14 protein-coding genes and 2 tRNA genes are annotated in these 18,492 nt (G+C 61.2%); all 16 read right to left on the bottom strand.

Translation table 11 applies throughout. The features are described from left to right. Positions 1-111: 111 nt before the first annotated feature. A tRNA-Phe gene (locus AC1DMA_RS28985) sits at positions 112-187 on the bottom strand. 18 nt (positions 188-205) lie between these two features. Beyond that, positions 206-901 (bottom strand): response regulator, encoded by a 696-nt coding sequence (locus tag AC1DMA_RS28980; RefSeq protein ID WP_478105071.1) that lies wholly within the window; start codon positions 899-901, stop codon positions 206-208. Positions 902-981: 80 nt separating this feature from the next. Beyond that, positions 982-3,306 carry a sensor histidine kinase gene (locus AC1DMA_RS28975; protein WP_478128723.1) on the bottom strand — a complete coding sequence of 775 codons (2,325 nt, stop codon included), beginning with the start codon at positions 3,304-3,306 and terminating at the stop codon, positions 982-984. Continuing rightward, positions 3,303-3,815 (bottom strand): DUF4390 domain-containing protein, encoded by a 513-nt coding sequence (locus AC1DMA_RS28970; protein WP_478128722.1) that lies wholly within the window; start codon positions 3,813-3,815, stop codon positions 3,303-3,305. The genes AC1DMA_RS28975 and AC1DMA_RS28970 overlap by 4 nt, the downstream gene beginning before the upstream one ends. A gap of 97 nt (positions 3,816-3,912) precedes the next feature. After that, positions 3,913-5,262, bottom strand: coding sequence for a 16S rRNA (cytosine(967)-C(5))-methyltransferase RsmB (gene rsmB / locus AC1DMA_RS28965; RefSeq protein ID WP_478146311.1), 1,350 nt, complete (start codon positions 5,260-5,262; stop codon positions 3,913-3,915). 53 nt (positions 5,263-5,315) lie between these two features. Continuing rightward, complete coding sequence (locus tag AC1DMA_RS28960) at positions 5,316-5,906, bottom strand: LemA family protein (protein ID WP_478128720.1); 591 nt, start codon at positions 5,904-5,906, stop codon at positions 5,316-5,318. Between the two features lie 95 nt (positions 5,907-6,001). After that, a complete protein-coding gene (gene rpoC / locus AC1DMA_RS28955) occupies positions 6,002-10,240 on the bottom strand; it encodes a DNA-directed RNA polymerase subunit beta' (protein WP_478128719.1) in 4,239 nt (1,412 codons plus the stop codon). 20 nt (positions 10,241-10,260) lie between these two features. After that, positions 10,261-14,385 carry a DNA-directed RNA polymerase subunit beta gene (gene rpoB / locus AC1DMA_RS28950; RefSeq protein WP_478146310.1) on the bottom strand — a complete coding sequence of 1,375 codons (4,125 nt, stop codon included), beginning with the start codon at positions 14,383-14,385 and terminating at the stop codon, positions 10,261-10,263. Positions 14,386-14,634: 249 nt separating this feature from the next. Continuing rightward, entirely contained in the window at positions 14,635-15,009 is a 375-nt protein-coding gene (rplL, locus tag AC1DMA_RS28945; RefSeq protein ID WP_478128717.1) for a 50S ribosomal protein L7/L12, read from the bottom strand. A 43-nt stretch (positions 15,010-15,052) separates the two neighbouring features. Then, on the bottom strand, positions 15,053-15,583 hold the full coding sequence (gene rplJ, locus AC1DMA_RS28940; protein ID WP_478128716.1) for a 50S ribosomal protein L10: 531 nt from the start codon (positions 15,581-15,583) through the stop codon (positions 15,053-15,055). Positions 15,584-15,831: 248 nt separating this feature from the next. Beyond that, a complete protein-coding gene (rplA, locus tag AC1DMA_RS28935) occupies positions 15,832-16,530 on the bottom strand; it encodes a 50S ribosomal protein L1 (RefSeq protein ID WP_478128715.1) in 699 nt (232 codons plus the stop codon). Continuing rightward, positions 16,531-16,962 carry a 50S ribosomal protein L11 gene (gene rplK / locus AC1DMA_RS28930; RefSeq protein WP_478128714.1) on the bottom strand — a complete coding sequence of 144 codons (432 nt, stop codon included), beginning with the start codon at positions 16,960-16,962 and terminating at the stop codon, positions 16,531-16,533. A gap of 147 nt (positions 16,963-17,109) precedes the next feature. Beyond that, positions 17,110-17,706 (bottom strand): transcription termination/antitermination protein NusG, encoded by a 597-nt coding sequence (nusG, locus tag AC1DMA_RS28925; RefSeq protein WP_478128713.1) that lies wholly within the window; start codon positions 17,704-17,706, stop codon positions 17,110-17,112. Further along, on the bottom strand, positions 17,707-18,090 hold the full coding sequence (gene secE / locus AC1DMA_RS28920) for a preprotein translocase subunit SecE (RefSeq protein ID WP_478128712.1): 384 nt from the start codon (positions 18,088-18,090) through the stop codon (positions 17,707-17,709). It lies immediately after the preceding gene. Between the two features lie 100 nt (positions 18,091-18,190). Then, positions 18,191-18,266, bottom strand: a tRNA-Trp gene (locus tag AC1DMA_RS28915). 14 nt (positions 18,267-18,280) lie between these two features. Beyond that, positions 18,281-18,492, bottom strand: a 212-nt coding sequence (locus tag AC1DMA_RS28910; RefSeq protein WP_478146309.1) for an EF-Tu C-terminal domain-related protein, incomplete at its 5' end; no start/stop codon positions are given.

The following is an 18,492-nucleotide window of genomic DNA, read 5'->3' as shown; positions in this document are numbered from 1 at the left end:
CAGGTGCTTTGTTGGCAATTGAAAAAAAATTGCCAAAAAAAAGCGGCCTCTTTTGGGAGGCCGCTTTCTGTGTGCCTCTTGCTAACCTGTTGAGTTGCAAGGGACGATGACTGGTGGCCTGGGGCGGAATCGAACCACCGACACGCGGATTTTCAATCCGCTGCTCTACCAACTGAGCTACCGGGCCATGGTGTGCAGCCGGCGATTATACAGTGCTGCGGCGGCCTCTCGACAGGTCGACACCGAGTTGCTTCAGCTTTCTGTATAGATGGGTTCGCTCAAGACCTGTCTTTTCTGCCACGCGAGTCATAGAGCCGTTCTCCATCGCGAGATGGAACTCGAAGTAGGCCTTTTCGAAACCGTCACGTGCGTCGCGCAGCGGTCGATCGAGATCGAAGCTCTGCGTGGCTTGCGGGCCCAATTCGGCCGGTGACAACTGAGGTGCGGCGGGTACCAGAGCGCTGTCACCTATGGTTGTGACGACGGCAGAGAAACTGCTCGCCGGCGGCACGACGCTGGCAGCCGCGCGGCGGGCGTTTTCACGGGCCAAGCCCTGCTCCACTGCCTTGAGCAGTTTCTGCAGAGTGATGGGCTTCTCGAGGAACGCGAATGCGCCGATCCGAGTGGCATCGACTGCCGTATCGATCGTGGCGTGCCCGCTCATCATGACGACAGGCATGCTCAGAAGGCCGGCGGCGGACCACTCCTTCAACAGCGTCACGCCGTCGGTGTCGGGCATCCAGATGTCGAGGAGAACGAGATCGGGACGCGCGCGCTGACGCGCTGCACGCGCCTCGGCTGCGTTCTCCGCGAGTTCCACGTTGTGGCCTTCGTCATTGAGAATTTCGAAGAGCAGGTCTCGGATACCCAGCTCGTCGTCGACCACGAGGATGTTTGCCATGTGTGCTTGAGATGTGCGCCGATGTTTGTGTAGTTAGGGGAGTCGTCTCGCTGCCCTTCCGACCGAGCCGTCATGTGCGCTCAGGTGACGGATGACTTCAAGTCCTCGGTGTGAGCAACCGCTCCCTGCGGTCCTCCCGCAAGCGCGAATGATAACGAGACTTGCGCGCCAACCACAGCCCCATCGACCATACGATTGGAAAGTTCGATGCGCGCTCCGTGTTCGTCGGCGATTTTCTTGACGACTGCCAGACCGAGGCCCGTGCCCTTGGACTTGGTCGTGACGTAGGGCTCGAAGGCGCGCTTGAGGATGTGCTCGGCAAAACCCGCGCCGTTGTCCTGTACGGTCAAGCGTACTCTCTGGCCGGATTCGCTAAGCCGAGTGCGGACGACGACCTCGCCCTTGTGCCCCGTCCGCGCGGCGTTGACCTCGGCAGCATCCTGGGCGTTTTGCAACAGGTTGTGAATGACCTGCCGGATCTGCTGTGCGTCCGCACGAATGGGCGGACAACGATCATCCAGTTCAGGGTGCAGGGGGACCGAAGAGCTCTCGGACGGATAGAGATGCAGTACGTCCGCCACCAGTGCATTGAGGTCGACTGCCTTCAGGTCGGCTGCCGGAAGGCGCGCGTAGTCCCGGAACTCGTTGACCAGCCGCTTCATCGCATCGACCTGGTCGACGATGGTCTTGACCGACTTTGTGAGAATCGCCTGCTCAGGAGCCGCGACCTTGCCGGAGAGCTTCATCTCGAGGCGCTCCGCCGAAAGTTGGATGGGGGTGAGCGGATTCTTGATCTCGTGCGCCAGTCGTCGCGCCACCTCGCCCCAGGCTTGCGCACGTTGTGCCGACACGATTTCCGAGATGTCGTCGAACACCAGCAACCTCGTTGCCTCTGGCAGTTCCGCTCCGCGCGCCACGATGTTGATGGCGTCTTCCGACATCGCATCGCCTTGCGCGTGAAGCTCGAACGCGTGCTGCCAATGATCGAGACCATGCTGAAGCCGTTCCACGTCGAAGTCGTCGAACTGCTGCTGCACGCTTTGAGCGAATTCGGACAAGCCCGGCACTTCGGACAAGTGCTGGCCTTCGTAAGCTGCCAGTGGCACCCGCAGCACGCGCGTGGCGCCCGGATTGGTGGAGACGATGACTCCGTCGGCATGAAGCACGATCACACCCGACGTCAGGTTATCCAGAATTGTTTGCAGATTCGAGCGGGCGGCATCCAGTTCGCCCATCGTTTTTTCGACCGCCCCCCTCGCATCGGCCAGTTGCTGGGTCATGACGGCGAACGAACGAGTCAGCCCCCCGAGTTCATCCTTGCCCTGCAGTACGGCAGTGGGACGAAGATCCCCCCCGGCCACTTGGCGCACGCCGTCGGCCAAGACGAGAAGGGGCCGCGCAAGCTGATTGCCAAAGAGCACGGCCAACAGCACCGCGCCGAACACCGCGAGAAAGAGCGTGAGCGTGAGCGTGCCGATGTACATCCGGCGCAGGCCTTCACGGGCGAGCGCCCGTTCCTGGTACTCACGGTTGGCCTCTTGCACCGCCAAAGCGTTCGCGACGACTGCCGGCGGAAGAGGCTGCGTGACCTGCAGGAAGCGTGGCTCCGTGTTGAATTCGAAGCCCTGTCTTTGCACCAGAGCAATGGCCCGCACGCTCGCAGGCGGTGGCGCTGCCGCGCCTGGCGCCGGTGCTTCGTCAAGCCCTTCGATGTGCGCGACGGCGCGATCGGCGCGCACCTGCCGCAATTGCTGCTGCGTAGGCCGCTCGGGATTCAGCTGAAAGCGCGACGCGCCTGCACCAGCGACCAATTGGCCATTGCCGGTCCAGAGCACAACGTCGGTGGCTCCCAACTGGTCGCGGATGCGTTCGAGCACCAGCCCGGCGCCTGCGTCCGAGACGTTGGCGAGCTGCGCGCTGGCCGTCTTTGTCTTGCTCATCAGGTCGTCTGACAGCGAGTCCAGGGTGGCGCGGCCGAGGTTCAGGCCTGCATCAAGAGCGCCCTCCACCTTGACGTCGAACCAGCTCTCGATCGAGCGCGCGACGAACTGATAGGACACCACGTAGACGAGCATGCCCGGCACGACGCCGACCAGCGCAAAGATGGCGGCGAGCTTGATCAGCAGCCGACTGCCGAACTTGCCCTGCCGCAAACGGCTGAGAAGCCTGAACGCCACCCAGCCGATGACGAGGATCAACACCACCGCCACAACCACGTTGATGTAGAAAAGCCGCGCGTAATTGCGCTCGTAGAACGCGCGGTTGTTGGTGGCTTGCGCCAGCAGGAACATCAACACGAGGCCGATGGCGGTCACCATCGCGGCACCGACGCCGATGGCCCATCGGACAGCGCGAGAGCGACGTGCCGCCGGAGACCGGGAGCCGCTGCGCGGTTCGGTGCTCACCGGGCCTTCTCCAGCGGGAGCCGCGTGGTCTTTTCAACGGAGATATCCCAGTCCGACTGGCCGAAAGCGCCAATCTGGAATGGACGCGGCAGCTGCGAAGTGTCCAGGCGAAATCGGAACATGACCGGATGACTCGGCCCGTCACCGATCTCGGAAATGTCGCCCAAGCGCATGCGGCCGACTCGGCGCACGCCCTCGAGGGCTTCCGCGAGAGTCTCGAAGTTCTGGTTCAACGAAACGCCGAAACCTGCGTTGGTGATAGGTACGGGTGACACGTTGAGGCGCCATCGACGGCTGAGCGGCTGATAGGCCAGCCGCATGTATCGGGAAGCTTGTGCCACTTTGAGATCCGTCCAGTACCAGCGTTCCCGGTAGAGTTCCGCCTCTGCCACGAAATAGATCGCGATACCCTTGTCCAGGACCTCTTCGACCAGAGGTGACAGTTCAAACTGCACTTGAGCGGTGAGATACACGCCGTCATCGGCCTCCTCGAGCCGCATCTGGGTCACGGAGGCGCCATGTGTCTCTGCTGCGACCGCTCCCGGAAACCAGGCCAACACCCAGACGAACGCCAGCAGCACGGCCAGCCAGGTCGCGGAATGTTTGTCAGCGCTGCAGCTTCTCGAGCAGGGCGTAGAAGAAACCGTCGTGATCACCCAACGGATTGTCCGGGACGCCACGCGCATTCACCCCGCTTTGGGGGAGCAAATGCCCGGGCGAAGGCAGTAAACGGGCGTCGGTGTTGTGCGCAAGGAACGCCTCAATTTGGTGCGAGCCTTCTTCGCGAAACACCGAACAGGTGCAATACAGCAATCGGCCTCCCGCCCGCACCAGCGGCCAAAGGGCGGCCAACAGCATCGCCTGCTGGAGCGCGAGCTGGCCAATATCGCTTTCCCGCCGCAGCCAGCGCACGTCAGGGTGCCGCCGGACGATGCCTGAAGCAGTGCACGGCGCATCGAGCAGAACGGCATCGAACGGTAAACCGTCCCACCATTCCGCAGGACGAGAGGCGTCAGCAATGACAACTTTCGCGCTCATTCCCAGACGCGAGAGGGTTTGGTCGATTCGGCGGCTGCGGCCCGCGTCCACCTCGAGCGCGGTGACGTCAATCCTAACCGACGCGCCCAGCTCAAGCAGATGCGCAGTCTTGCCGCCGGGCGCGGCACACGCGTCCAGCACGCGCAATGGCGCCGACCCTTTCTCGAGGCCGTCCAGAAGAAGTGGCGCAGCGATCTGCGCTGCGGCATCCTGTACTGAGCACGCGCCGTCGAGAAAGCCGGGCAGCTGCTGGACCGGTCGGGCGCGTACCAGCTGGATACCGCTGGCACCAACAGGCATCCCGGGCAGGTCTGCTGCCTCCAGCGCGTGCAGATATGTCGCCACATCCGTCTTCAGCAAGTTGACGCGCAGTGTCATGGGCGCTTGCGCGTTGTCCGCGGCCAAGACGCGTTGCCATTCGCGGGGGTGATCTCGCTTCAGCCGCTCGATCCACCAGCGCGGATGATTCCATTGCGCCACGGGCTCGTGTTCGGTAGCCGCCACCAATTCTTCGCGCTCGCGCAAGAACCGTCGAAGACAGGCATTGATGAAGCTTGCCTGGGCCCTGGTGCCTGGATTGCGCTTGGCGGCCTCGACCGCCTGGTCAACCAGCGTGAAGGGTTCATAGGGTGACCGCTCGGGATCCCACGCCAGCGCGAGCGCGGTGCAAAGCAGCGCGTCCGCGGCCGGCGGAGGCGTTCGCTTCGCCAGGTGCCGGCGTAGCGCTTCGGCACGGCCGAGCCACCGCAGCACCTGAAATCCGAGCGCCTGCACGCCTGGCCGCAGGGCGGGCTCTACTCCTTCAAAGGCGGCAGAGCCGGAAACGCCGGCGCGGATCGAGGCCAAGGCCGACGAGGCAAGCTGGAGCTGGCGCCAGAGCGGCGGCGATGCGAAGTTGGAATCTGAAAGATCTGGCAAATGAGGTCAATGGTAATTGGGCTAATGGGCAATGCGTCAGCCGCAGCAGGTGATCAGCGCAGCGGGGCTGCGGCTTTGAGCTGCATGATCCACGCCACCAGGAGAGCTGGAAACTGGGTAATGGCGGCGTTGTACCTGCCGACCGCAAGATTGAACTGGCTGCGAGCCATTTCGGCAGCCGCCGAGGGTTCCGGCCAAGCAATGGGGACGGAGCCTTCGGAAGACTCATCTTTGCCCTCCAGTGTGGCCGGTCGCGACAACGTGCCGTCGGCTTCGAAACTGACCACGGCGTCCGGATACAAGCGCTGCCATGCGCTGACCATCACGTGCATCGCGGTGCTCATTGCGGCAACACTTGCCGGGTCCAAAGGACGAAGGCGAGTGGTCGTCATAAGGGTCGAGAGCTGATTGGCGGCAGCTTGCAGCGACGCACCCGGAGCCGCCTGCACTGCGGAGGGCTCTTCATCCTGGGCGGAGCGGGCGAGGACGAACTCGAGCTGACGAGCCAGCGCCGCGTCAAGAATCGCGTATGCATTCAATGCCGCTGAGCGTAGCCGCATGAGCCGGTTGTAGGCGCCGACGAACCAGAACAGCGCGAGGGCGCCGCCAATCCAGTACGGCAGAGAGTCGGGCAGGCCGTTCATTTAATCAAGCATGGCGTTGAAGAAAAAGAAAAGCCCCCGATCCGCGAGCGGAAAGGGGGCGTTTGCTACCGGTCATGTCCGGCGATGCTAACCAACTATTCGGTCGCGGCGCCTTCGCTGGCGTCGGCCGTCGTGGTGGCTTCGTCCGCGGCGGCTGCCGAACCGGACAACTCGGCTGCTTCGGCCTCAGCGATCGCGCGACGTTCGGCTTCGTCCATCGCGTCCTTCACCTTGCGTGCCTGGTGGTAAGCCATGCCGGTGCCTGCGGGGATCAGGCGGCCAACGATGACGTTTTCTTTCAGACCGCGCAGTTCGTCGCGCTTGCCCATGATCGCGGCTTCCGTCAGCACGCGCGTCGTTTCCTGGAACGATGCCGCGCTGATGAAGCTGTCGGTCGAGAGCGATGCCTTCGTGATACCGAGCAGCAGGTTGGTGAACGTCGCGGGGATCTTGCCGTCGGCGCGCAGGGCGTCGTTGGTGTTGAGCATCTCGCTACGTTCGACCTGTTCACCGGCGATGTAGTTGGTATCGCCGGGGTTCTCGACCACGACGCGACGCAGCATCTGGCGAACGATCACCTCAATGTGCTTGTCGTTGATCTTCACGCCCTGCAAGCGATACACGTCCTGCACCTCGTCGACGATGTAGCGCGCCAGCTCTTCGGAGCCTAGCAGGCGCAGGATGTCCTGCGGGTCTGCCGGGCCATCGACGATGGACTCGCCCTTGTTCACGACTTGGCCTTCGTGCACGAGGATGTTCTTTTCCTTCGGCACGAGTTCTTCCCAGACCTTGCCTTCCGGGTCGGTGATCTGCAGGCGTACCTTGCCCTTGGTCTCCTTGCCGAACGACACCGTACCAGTCATCTCCGCGAGCATGCCCTTGTCCTTCGGCGAACGCGCCTCGAACAGCTCGGCCACCCGCGGCAGACCGCCGGTGATGTCACGAGTTTTCTGGCCTTCGACCGGAATACGCGCCAGCACTTCGCCGGGGCCCACGTCCTGGCCGTCGCGCACCTGCACCAGGGCGCCAATCGGGAAGCCGATGGTCACCGAGTGATCGGTGCCGGGGATCTTGACCTCGGCGCCGGACGCATCGATCAACTTCACCTGCGGGCGCACGACCTTGGCCGCACCGCGACGCTTCGGATCGATCACCACCAGTGTCGACAGGCCGGTGACTTCGTCCACCTGCTTGGCGACCGTGAGTCCTTCCTCGACGTTCTCGAACTTCGACGTACCGGCGAATTCCGTGATGATGGGGCGCGTCAGCGGATCCCAGTTGGCCAGTACGTGGCCCGCCTTGATCTGCTGATCGGCCTTCACGGCCAGCGTGGCACCGTACGGCACCTTGTGACGCTCGCGCTCACGGCCATGCTCGTCATGGATGACGATCTCGCCCGAACGCGCAATCACGACCAGCTCGCTCTTGCTGTTGGTCACGTAGCGCATGGTGGCATTGAAGCCGATCACGCCGTTGGACTTCGCTTCGACACTCGAGGCAACAGCCGCACGCGATGCCGCACCACCGATGTGGAAGGTGCGCATGGTCAGCTGAGTGCCGGGCTCGCCGATCGACTGGGCAGCAATCACGCCGACCGCTTCGCCGTTGTTCACCAGGCCACCGCGGCCCAGGTCGCGGCCATAGCACTTTGCGCACAAGCCGAAGCGTGTCGCGCAGGTCAGCGCCGTGCGAACCTTGACTTCGTCAACGCCTTCGGCTTCGAGCGCCTCGATCACATCTTCGTCGAGCATGTCGCCTGCTTTCGCCAGCACTGCACGCGTTTCCGGGTGCAAGATGTCCTCGGCTGCAGTGCGACCCAGGATGCGCTCGCGCAGGGATTCGATGACCTCACCCCCTTCGACGATCGCGCGCATCACTGCGCCGTCTTGCGTGCCGCAGTCCTGTTCGATGACCACCAGATCCTGGGTGACGTCGACCAGGCGACGTGTCAGGTAGCCGGAGTTCGCGGTCTTCAGCGCAGTGTCAGCCAGGCCCTTACGGGCACCGTGAGTGGAGATGAAGTACTCCAACACGTTCAGGCCTTCACGGAAGTTGGCCGTGATTGGCGTTTCGATGATCGAGCCATCCGGCTTGGCCATCAGACCCCGCATACCTGCGACCTGGCGAATTTGCGCTGCGGAACCGCGCGCGCCCGAGTCGGCCATCATGTAGATGGAGTTGAAGGACTCCTGCTCCACTTCCTTGCCATGGCGATCGAGGACCTTCTCCTTCGACAGCTTGGCCATCATGACCTTCGACACCTCGTCGCCGGCCTTGCCCCAAATGTCGACCACCTTGTTGTAGCGTTCACCCGACGTGACGAGACCGGACACGTATTGCTGCTCGATCTCCTTCACTTCCTTGGCGGAGCGGTCGATGATGCCGTGCTTCTCGGCGGGCACCAGCATGTCGTCGATTGCAATCGAGATGCCTGCCTTGGTCGCCAAGCGGAAGCCGTTCTGCAACAGCTTGTCGGCGAACACGACGGTCTCCTTCAGGCCGCACTTCCGGAACGAAGCATTGATGAGCTTGGAGATTTCCTTCTTCTTCAGTGCCTTGTTGATGTTCGAGAACGCCAAGCCCTTCGGCAGGATCTCGGACAGCAACGCGCGGCCGACCGTCGTGTCGACGAGGGAGGTCGATGGAGTGAATTCGCCCGTGTCCTTGTCCTTCGTGTATTCCGTGATTCGCACGCTGACCTTCGCGGTGAGCTCGACCACATTGGCGTCGAGCGCGCGCTGGACTTCGCCGATGTCCGAGAACATCAGGCCTTCGCCCTTGCCGTTGATGCGATCGCGGGTGGTGTAGTACAGACCCAGCACCACGTCTTGCGATGGCACAATCGACGGTTCGCCGTTGGCGGGGAACAGCACGTTATTGGAAGCCAGCATGAGCGTGCGGGCTTCCATCTGCGCTTCCACCGACAGCGGGACGTGGACGGCCATCTGGTCACCGTCGAAGTCGGCGTTGAAGGCCGCGCAAACCAGCGGATGCAGCTGGATTGCCTTGCCTTCGATCAGGATCGGTTCGAAGGCTTGAATGCCCAGGCGGTGCAGCGTCGGTGCGCGGTTCAGCATCACCGGGTGTTCCTTGATCACTTCTTCAAGGATGTCCCACACGACTGGCGTGCCGCTTTCCACTTCCTTCTTCGCCGCCTTGATGGTGGTTGCAATGCCCATGGCTTCGAGGCGCGAGAAGATGAAGGGTTTGAACAGCTCAAGCGCCATCAGCTTCGGCAAGCCGCACTGATGCAGCTTGAGCGTCGGCCCCACCACGATGACCGAACGTCCCGAGTAGTCGACGCGCTTGCCCAGCAAGTTCTGGCGGAAGCGACCGCTCTTGCCCTTGATCATGTCGGCCAGCGACTTGAGTGCACGCTTGTTGGCACCGGTCATGGCCTTGCCGCGGCGGCCGTTGTCCAGAAGCGAATCAACTGCTTCCTGGAGCATCCGCTTTTCGTTGCGCGCGATGATCTCCGGCGCCTTCAGTTCGAGAAGGCGGCGAAGGCGGCTGTTGCGATTGATGACCCGGCGATAGAGGTCATTCAGGTCGGAGGTCGCAAAACGGCCGCCGTCCAGCGGCACCAGCGGACGCAGGTCCGGAGGCAGCACTGGCAGCACGTCGAGAACCATCCACTCGGGCTTGATGCCCGACTTGCGGAAGGCTTCCAGCACCTTGAGGCGCTTGGAGTTCTTCTTGACCTTGACTTCGGAACCCGTCAGGTCGCCGCGCAGCTTCTCGATCTCGCTGTCGAGTTCGATGCCCATCAGCAGATCCTTGATGCCTTCTGCGCCCATCTTGGCGATGAATTCGTCGCCGTATTCCTTGCGCTTCGCGTCATAGTCGTCCTCGGACATGATCCCGAACTTCTTGAGCGGGGTCATGCCAGGATCGGTGATCACGTAAGCTTCGAAGTACAGCACGCGTTCGATGTCGCGCAGGGTCATGTCCAGCACCAAGCCCAGACGCGACGGCAACGACTTCAGGAACCAGATGTGAGCACAGGGAGCGGCCAGGTCGATGTGACCCATGCGCTCGCGCCGCACCTTGGTCTGGGTGACTTCAACGCCGCACTTCTCGCAGATCACGCCGCGGTGCTTCAGGCGCTTGTACTTGCCGCACAGGCACTCGTAATCCTTGATCGGACCGAAGATCTTCGCGCAAAAAAGGCCATCGCGCTCAGGCTTGAAGGTCCGGTAATTGATCGTCTCGGGCTTCTTCACTTCGCCGAAAGACCACGAGCGGATCTTCTCGGGCGAGGCCATGCCGATCTTGATGGCATCAAAATGCTCATCCGGAGTGAATTGCTTGAACAGGTCGAGTAGCGATTTCATAAGACTCTTTCCCTTTTCAATTAAGAACGCTCGAGCTCGATGTCGAGCCCCAGTGAACGGATTTCCTTGACCAGCACGTTGAAAGATTCCGGCATGCCGGCTTCGATCGAGTGCTCGCCCTTGACGATGCTTTCGTACACCTTCGTACGGCCTTGCACGTCATCGGACTTCACGGTCAGCATTTCCTGCAGGACGTAGGCAGCGCCGTAAGCTTCCAGCGCCCACACTTCCATTTCGCCGAAACGCTGGCCGCCGAACTGCGCCTTGCCGCCCAGCGGCTGTTGCGTGACGAGCGAGTACGGGCCGGTCGAGCGAGCGTGCATCTTGTCGTCCACCAAATGGTGGAGCTTCAGGAAGTGCATGTACCCAACAGTGACAGGGCGCTCGAACTGGTCGCCGGTACGCCCGTCGTACAGGTAGGCTTGGGTACGGGTCTCTGTCAGGCCCTTGAGCTTGGCGATGTCCTCGGGATAGGCAAGCTTCAACATGCCGCGGATTTCTTCTTCCGAAGCACCGTCGAACACTGGCGTCGCAAAAGGCACGCCCTGCGACAGGTTTTCTGCCATTTCGAGCACGTCGGAATCGCTCAGCTTGCCGAGGTCTTCCTTGCGACCGGAACCGTTGTAGAGCTGGTCCATGAACTTGCGCAGTTCAGCCACCTTGGCCTCAGCCTGCAGCATGTCGCCGATACGCTGTCCGATGCCCTTGCCGGCCCAACCCAGATGCACTTCCAGCACTTGACCCACGTTCATGCGCGAAGGCACGCCCAACGGGTTCAGGCAGATGTCGCATGGCGTACCGTCGGCCATGTGGGGCATGTCTTCGACCGGAACGATCTTCGAGACGACGCCCTTGTTGCCGTGACGGCCAGCCATCTTGTCGCCAGGTTGCAGCCGGCGCTTGACCGCCAAGTAGACCTTGACCATCTTCAGCACGCCCGCGGGCAATTCGTCGCCTTGCGTCAGCTTCTTGCGCTTTTCTTCGAACGCGAGGTCGAAGCTATGGCGCGTCTGCTCGAGCGAGTTCTTGATCGACTCGAGTTGCGCAGCGACTTCGTCTTCCGCCGGGCGAATGTCGAACCAGTGGAACCTTTCGATTGACGACAGATAGGCCTTGTCGAGCTTTGTGCCCTTGGCCAGCTTGTTGGGGCCACCGTTGGCGACCCTGCCCGTCAGGAGCTTCTCGATACGGTCGAACGCGTCGGCCTCAACAATGCGCAGTTGATCGTTCAGATCGAGGCGGAAACGCTTCAGCTCGTCGTCGATGATCTGCTGGGCGCGCTTGTCGCGGGTAATGCCTTCGCGCGTGAACACTTGCACGTCGATAACGGTGCCCTGCGAGCCTTGGTCAACGCGCAGCGAGGTGTCCTTCACGTCGGAAGCCTTCTCGCCGAAGATCGCGCGGAGCAGCTTCTCCTCAGGCGTCAGGGTGGTCTCACCCTTGGGGGTGACCTTGCCGACGAGCGTGTCACCTGGCTGCACTTCGGCGCCGACGTAAATGATCCCGGATTCGTCCAGCCGATTGAGCTGCTGCTCGGCGAGGTTCGGAATGTCACGCGTGATTTCCTCTGCACCCAATTTGGTGTCGCGGGCCATCACCACCAGTTCCTCGATATGGATTGAGGTGTAGCGGTCTTCGGCAACCACACGCTCGCTGATCAGGATCGAGTCCTCGAAGTTGTAGCCGTTCCAGGGCATGAAGGCGATCAGCATGTTCTGGCCAAGCGCCAGTTCGCCAAGATCAGTCGACGCGCCGTCAGCCACGACGTCGCCCTTGGCGATCTTGTCGCCGCGCTTGACGATGGGCCGCTGATGGATGTTGGTGTTCTGGTTGGAGCGCTGGTACTTGATCAGGTTGTAGATGTCCACCCCGACTTCGCCGGCCGCCGCTTCAGCGTCGTTCACACGCACTACGATGCGGGTCGCGTCGACGTAGTCGACGGTTCCGCCGCGGGTGGCGGTCACCACGGTGCCCGAATCGACTGCCGAGACGCGCTCGATGCCCGTACCGACGAAAGGCTTTTCGGGGCGCAGCACAGGCACAGCCTGACGCTGCATGTTGGCGCCCATTAGCGCGCGATTCGCATCATCGTGCTCGAGGAACGGCACGAGCGAAGCAGCCACCGAAACGATCTGGGCGGGCGACACGTCCATGTACTGGACGCGTTCGGCGCTCACCAGGATCGACTCGCCAGTCTCGCGAGCTGAAACCAGGTCGCCCGTCAGCTTGCCATCCTTGTCGAGCGCGGCATTGGCCTGAGCGATGACGTACTTGCCTTCTTCGATGGCGGACAGGTAGTCGATCTCGTTCGTGACCTTTCCATCCACCACGCGGCGATACGGGGTCTCGATGAAGCCGTACTCATTCAGGCGGGCGTAAAGAGCCAGCGAGTTGATCAGACCGATGTTCGGGCCCTCAGGCGTTTCGATCGGGCACACGCGGCCATAGTGCGTCACGTGCACGTCGCGCACTTCGAAGCCAGCGCGCTCACGAGTCAGACCGCCCGGGCCGAGGGCCGAGACGCGACGCTTGTGCGTGATCTCGGACAGCGGATTGGTCTGGTCCATGAATTGCGACAGCTGGGACGCACCGAAGAATTCCTTCAGCGCTGCCGAAATCGGCTTGCTGTTGATCAAGTCGTGCGGCATCAACGGTTCTTGTTCCGCTTGGCCGAGACGCTCTTTCACAGCCTTCTCGATACGGGCGAGACCGGTACGGTACTGGTTCTCGGCCAGTTCGCCGACGCAACGAACACGGCGGTTGCCAAGGTGGTCGATGTCGTCGACTTCCCCACGGCCGTTGCGCAGGTCCACCAGGATCTTGACGACCGCGAGGATGTCCTCGTTGGTCAGGACCATCGGGCCCGTCGATTCGTCGCGGCCGACCTTGGCATTGAATTTCATGCGGCCGACGCGCGACAGGTCGTACGTGTCCGGGTTGTAGAACAGGCGCTGGAAGAGGGCTTGCACCGCATCTTCCGTCGGCGGTTCGCCGGGACGCATCATGCGATAGATGGCCACACGCGCAGCGAACTCATCGACGGTTTCGTCGATACGAAGCGTTTGCGAAATGTAGGCACCTTGGTCGAGTTCGTTCGTGTAGATCGCCTGCACGTCCTGCACGCCGGCGGCGCGCAGCTTCTTGAGCAGCGCTTCGGTCAACTCGTCGTTGGCCTTCGCCAGGATTTCGCCAGAATCGGGGTCCACAATGTTGCGGGCCACGACGCGACCGACCAGGAAGTCTTCCGGCACGCTGATGTGCGTGGTGCCCGATTGCTCGAGTTCACGCGTGTGGCGAGCAGTGACCCGCTTGTCCTTGGCGACCACGACCTTGCCCGACTTGTCAGTGATGTCGAAGCGCGCGACTTCGCCGCGGAGACGTTCGGGGACGAACTCCATCTGCGCGCCGCTGTCCATCAGACGGAAATTGTCGTTCACGAAGAAGTTCGCGAGGATCGACTCCGGGTTCAGGCCGATCGCCTTCAGGAGGATCGTGACTGGCATCTTGCGGCGACGATCGACGCGGAAGTACAGCATGTCCTTCGGATCAAACTCGAAGTCGAGCCAGGAGCCACGGTACGGAATCACCCGAGCCGAGAACAGCAGCTTGCCCGAACTGTGCGTCTTGCCTTTGTCGTGCTCGAAGAACACGCCTGGAGAGCGGTGCAACTGAGAGACGATGACGCGCTCGGTGCCGTTGATGATGAACGAGCCCTTGTCCGTCATGAGCGGCACTTCGCCCATGTAGACCTCTTGTTCCTTGACTTCCTTGACCACCTTCGACTGTGAGGTCGACGACTCACGGTCATAAATGATCAGTTGGACCTTGGCACGAACGGCCGAAGCAAACGTGAGGCCGCGGGTTTGGCATTCGCGCACATCAAACGCAGGCTTCGCGAGGTTGTACTCGAGGAACTTCATCTCGACGAAACCGTTGTGCGAGACGATTGGAAACGCTGCGTCGAACGCAGCCTGCAAACCTTCGACAGTGCGTTTCTGGGGCGGCACTCCGGCTTGCAGAAAAGCGGTGTACGCGTCTTTCTGCATCTGCAGCAAGTAGGGGATTTCGACGACGCTGTCGCGGTTACCGAAATTCTTTCGGATGCGCTTGCGTTCGGTGTAACTGTAAGTGGACGTTTGGGCCATGAGAGCTCCGGAGCTTGAGATCTTCAGCGACTTGTCAGCAATGCTTTCGCATCACTGCTTGGCGGCTGGCCACTACCAGCCGTTGGCGGACAGTGATGCGTTGCACATCACCCGAACCAAGGGGTCTTCTGCAGTCGGGGTCAGAAGACACTCAAAAACCGTGCAACCGCAGCGGCTTTTGGGTGCGCTCTGAAAGCGGCAAAGGCTGGAGGGCCTTCCGGCACACTCCAGCCCTCAAGGGAAGCTGAATTACTTCAGTTCCACCTTCGCACCAGCGTCTTCCAGCTTCTTCTTGGCGGCTTCGGCGTCAGCCTTGGACAGACCTTCCTTGACAGCCTTGGGAGCCGCCTCCACCAGGTCCTTGGCTTCCTTGAGGCCCAGGCCGGTGATTTCGCGAACTGCCTTGATCGCCGAAACCTTATTCGCGCCTGCTTCCATGAGCATGACGTTGAACTCGGTCTTTTCTTCTGCAACGGGAGCAGCGGCGCCGCCACCAGCGGCAGGAGCGGACATTGCCGCGGCGCTCACGCCGAACTTCTCTTCGATGGCCTTAACCAGGTCGTTGAGTTCCAAGACCGTCATGCCGTCGAGCGCGGTCAGAAATGCGTCTTTATCGAATGCCATTTTTGTTTCCTAACAATTGGGTTGAATTATCAAAACGCAAGGCTCAAGCGGCCTGCGCCTCCGCCGGTGCTTCGGCTTGTGCTTCGCCACCACTGCGCTTCTCTGCGAGAGCGGCCAAAACACGGGCCGTGCGCGAGATTGGGGATTGCATCAAGCCCAGCAACTGCGCCAACAACACTTCCTTCGAAGGAATGTTTGCCAGTTGCTTCACGCCGTCGACGTCCAAGGCCTTGCCGCCGAAGGCGCCGCCGCGAATGACCAACTTGTCGTTGGTCTTCGCGAAATCGGCCACCACCTTCGCGGCGGCCACAGCGTCTTCGGAGAAGCCATAGATCAGCGGACCGGTCATCTGGTCGCCGATGATCTCAAACGAGCTACCGGCGACAGCACGGCGTGCCAGAGTGTTTTTCAACACGCTGAGGCTCACGCCCTTGCTGCGCGCGTCGGTGCGCAGTTTGGTCATATCGGCAACCGTGATTCCACGGTATTCCGCCATCACGAGCGTTTGAGCTTTTGCGGCGAGGCTGGTCACATCACTGATGACCGCTTCTTTCTCACTGCGATTCAGACTCAAGGTCTACTCCTTTTAAATGCGCCCCTCGGCTGGAGCCTCAGAACGCGCTTCACGCAGCGACCAACTGTTCCGGAAATGAACTCCATTGCAGCGGGATCGCCATCTGCGCTGGCCGCCACACGAAGTGGAGCGATTAAGTACAGGCATCCCTGCACGCCAGCGGTCTTGGATGGCCCGGGGTTGCGATTGACGCGACTCCGACCCACCACATCGTCCGGCCACCGCAGATCGGCAGCCGAACAAATACATCAGCCCTGGGCGATAGTCTGCGTGTCCACCCGGACACCCACACCCATCGTCGAAGACACCGCCACCTTGCGCAGGTAAACACCCTTGCTGGTCGCCGGCTTGGCCTTGACCAGGGCGTCGATCAGCGCAGCCAAGTTGCCCTGCAGCTTGTCGTTGTCGAACGAACGGCGGCCGATCGTGCCGTGCACGATCCCAGCCTTGTCCACGCGGAACTGGACCTGGCCAGCCTTGGCGTTCTTGACGGCGGTCGCGACGTCGGGCGTCACCGTGCCGACCTTCGGGTTCGGCATCAGACCGCGCGGGCCGAGGATCTGGCCCAGCGTGCCGACCACGCGCATCGCGTCCGGCGCGGCGATCACGACGTCGAAAGGCATGTCGCCAGCCTTCACCATCGCGGCCAGGTCGTCCATGCCGACGATGTCGGCGCCAGCGGCCTTGGCTTCTTCAGCTTTGGCGCCCTGGGCGAACACGGCCACGCGCTTGGTCTTGCCGGTACCGTTGGGCATCACCACGGCGCCACGCACAACTTGATCAGACTTCTTCGCATCGATGCCGAGCTGCACCGCAACGTCGATGGACTCGTCGAACTTCGCCGTGGCGGCTTCCTTCACGAGACCGAGCGCATCAGCGAGCGGATACAGCTTGCCGCTATCGACCTTACCCTCGAGGGCCTTTTGCTTCTTGGTGATCTTTGCCATTTACACGCCCTCCACATTCACGCCCATCGAGCGAGCCGAACCGGCGATGGTACGAACCGCGGCGTCGAGATCGGCAGCAGTCAGATCCTTCATCTTGGTCTTGGCGATTTCTTCGAGCTGTGCCCGAGTGATTTTTCCGACCTTGTCGGTATGAGGACGTGCAGAACCCTTATCAAGCTTGATCGCCTTCTTGATCAAAGTGACGGCCGGAGGCGTCTTGATGATGAAGGTGAAGCTCTTGTCCGCGAATGCCGTGATGACCACGGGCAACGGCAAGCCTGGCTCGACACTTTGGGTCTGCGCATTGAATGCTTTGCAGAACTCCATGATGTTCAAGCCGCGCTGACCCAAGGCGGGTCCGATTGGCGGCGATGGATTGGCCTTACCAGCTGGCACTTGCAGCTTGATGAAGCCGACGATTTTTTTCGCCATGCTTTTCTCCTTGCGGGTGATAACGCCTAGGCTTCTTTAGCCTTGGCTCCCCGGGGTTAACGACTCTTTGTCCAAGTTTCTTGCCGAGCCGGAGAAGCAAGAAACAAAAATCTCGCGGCCACACGGTGCGGATCGCGCTTGTTTCACTTAGGTTTTTTCGACCTGCGCAAACTCGAGCTCGACTGGCGTGGCACGGCCAAAAATCATGACCGAGACGCGTACCTTGCTCTTCTCGTAGTTGACTTCCTCGACAGTGCCATTGAAGTCAGTGAATGGGCCTTCCTTAACGCGCACGAATTCGCCCACCACGAACTCAACCTTGTGACGCGGCTTTTCAGTGCCCTGCTGCATTTGGCTGACGATGTCTTCGACTTCTTTCTGCGAAATCGGAGCAGGCCTATTCTTTGCGCCGCCAACGAATCCGGTGACCTTGTTGGTGTGCTTCACCAGATGCCAACTTTCATCGTCCATGATCATTTCGACCAAGACGTAGCCTGGAAAGAAGCGTCGTTCCGTCGTGCGCTTCTGACCGTTCTTGATTTCGACTACTTCCTCAGTCGGAACCAGGATTCGGCCGAACTTGTCCTGCATGCCGGCGCGCGCAATGCGCTCGGTGATGTTGCGCTCAACCGCCTTCTCCATGCCTGAATACGCATGAACCACATACCAGCGGAAGTCGGGATTGGCGGCTGGAGCCAGCACAGGCACACCTTCCGGCGCAGCTTCGACCACATCGTCAGTCATTTATTTTCTCCAACCCAGAATGAGATCGAAAAATACCCATTCAAGAGTCTTATCGGTGAGCCACAGGAAGATGGACATGATTGCGACAAAGGCAAACACATAGGCGGTCATCTGGATCGCTTCCTTACGCGTCGGCCAGACCACCTTCTTGACCTCTCGCCACGCATCACGACCGAAGGCCCACAGCTGGCGGCCGCTTTCGGAACTCGCAAAAGCCCCCACAGCGGCAGCAAGACCGATGAGCAAAGCCACCCACTGCACCACCGCGCCCTGTCGAGCCAGCAAGTAGAACGCCACGATGGCGCCCACGGCCAGGACAACGGCCATAGCCAGCTTGGCTTTGTCCGCATTGGTGCTAACCGTTTCGATTTGAGAAGAAGCCATCTTGGGCAATATTCCTGGGCCTTTCAGCCTTCATTCAAAGCGCCATCTGAGACGCCGAAGCCCGTCAGGGCATGACGGGCTTTTAGAGGCCACCCTCAGGTGGCAGGGGCAGTAGGAATCGAACCTACAACCTTCGGTTTTGGAGACCGACGCTCTGCCAATTGAGCTATACCCCTTCGCGATCCTTAAATCAGATGTCGAGGATCTTTGCCACGACGCCCGAGCCGACGGTGCGGCCACCTTCGCGGATCGCGAAGCGCAGGCCCTCTTCCATGGCAATCGGGTTGATCAGCTTCACTGTGATCGACACGTTGTCGCCCGGCATGACCATTTCCTTGTCCTTGGGCAACTCGATCGCGCCAGTCACGTCCGTCGTGCGGAAGTAGAACTGCGGACGGTATA

Source organism: Variovorax sp. 05N34 (assembly GCF_056397405.1).
This window is presented reverse-complemented; position numbering and strand designations above follow the sequence as displayed.